This window comes from Bradyrhizobium sp. (assembly GCF_016462955.1).
Taxonomy (GTDB): Bacteria; Pseudomonadota; Alphaproteobacteria; order Rhizobiales; family Xanthobacteraceae; genus Bradyrhizobium.
Map to the genome: position 1 here is coordinate 1 of NZ_JAEMSD010000024.1, position 1549 is coordinate 1549.

Genomic DNA, 1549 nt, shown 5'->3' on the forward strand with positions numbered 1-1549 from the left:
TCTCTATTTTTATCGCGTCGATGGCGATCTGCGCGGACGTACCGGCAGCATCGACGTCAATGCGTGCCCGCTTTATCTGCTGACCGGCGAGTACGATTTCTCCTGCACGCCGGAGGACACGCTGCGGACCGCCGCCAACATTCCCGGCGCGAAAGCCATCGTGATGGAGCGGCTCGGTCATTTTCCGATGAGCGAAAACCCCGTGCAGTTCCGCCGCTACATCGCGCCGGTGCTGCAGGACATCCTCGATAAGCACAAGTCGTAAAAGGGAGGCATATGTTATGAAGTTGCGTTGGATGATCGCGGCCGTTCTGGCTGCACAAACGGGCAGCGTGACCGCGGCCGACAATGTGATCAGGATCGGCGTGCTCAACGACCAATCCGGCGTGTTCGCCGACAATGGCGGGCGCGGCTCGGTCGCTGCTGCCAAGCTGGCAGCGGAAGATTTCGGCAACGAACTGCTCGGCAAGAAGATCGAGATCGTTTCGGCCGACCATCAGAACAAGCCGGACATCGCATCGGCGACTGCGCGCAAATGGTTCGACAATGAGGGCGTCGACATGATCGCGGACGGCGCAGCCTCCTCGGCCGGCTTTGCCATTCTGGAAGTCGCGAAGCAGAAGAACAAGATTTTCGTCATTTCGGGTCCGGGCTCGTCGGATTTCACTGGAAAGTCCTGCTCGCCGGTCAGCTTCCACTTCAACTACGACACCTATGCGCTGTCGAAGCTGACCAGCGACGCGGTCACTCGGGCCGGCGGCAAGACCTGGTATTTCGTGACGGCCGACTACGCCTTCGGCCACGCGCTTCAGCGCGATGCGACGAAGTTCATCGAGGCCGCCGGCGGCAAGGTGATCGGCTCGGCTGCGCATCCGCTCGGCACTGCGGACTTTGCGTCCTTTCTGCTGCAGGCGCAGGGATCGAAGGCAGACGTGGTTGGCCTTGCGACGTCGGGCGCGGACGTGCAGACCGCGATCAAGCAGGCGGGTGAGTTCGGCATCGTCGAGGGTGGCCAGAAGCTCGCCGGCCTGCTGGTCTTCATCACCGACGTGAATTCGCTCGGCCTGAAGGTCACCCAAGGCCTGCAGGTGACGACCTCGTTCTACTGGGATCTCAACGAGCAGACCCGCGCCTGGTCGAAGCGCTACGCGGCGCTGATGGACGGCAAGGTCGCGAGCATGGTGCAGGCCGGCGTCTACAGCGGTGTCCATCATTACCTCGCAGCCGTGAAGGCGGCCGGTACCACCGATGCAACGGCCGTTGCCGCCAAGATGCACGAGCTGAAGGTCAACGACATGTACAACAAGGACGTTGCGGTCCGCCCGGACGGGCGCGTGCTGCACATGATGCATCTGGTACAGGTGAAGAAGCCGGAGGAGTCCAAGTACAAGTTCGACTATTACCGGGTTGTCAGCTCGAAGCCGGGCGAAGAGGTGTTTCGTCCCATGAGCGAAGGCGGCTGCCCGCTGGTAAAGTAACTGCGCCGGCCGGCCGGGATCGAGTCCCGGCCGGCTGCCTAACTTCGAGGAGCGTTAAGGAATGTCTGGTT

At 61.9% G+C, this 1549-nt stretch carries 2 protein-coding genes; both read left to right on the forward strand.

Going from position 1 to position 1549, the window contains the following annotated elements; genetic code table 11:
- Positions 1 to 265 (forward strand): alpha/beta hydrolase (locus JHD07_RS04735; RefSeq protein ID WP_291619495.1); only part of this gene is annotated, 265 nt, incomplete at its 5' end.
- Positions 266 to 281: 16 nt separating this feature from the next.
- Positions 282 to 1478, forward strand: coding sequence for an ABC transporter substrate-binding protein (locus JHD07_RS04740; RefSeq protein ID WP_291619497.1), 1197 nt, complete (start codon positions 282 to 284; stop codon positions 1476 to 1478).
- The last annotated feature ends 71 nt before the right edge of the window (positions 1479 to 1549 follow it).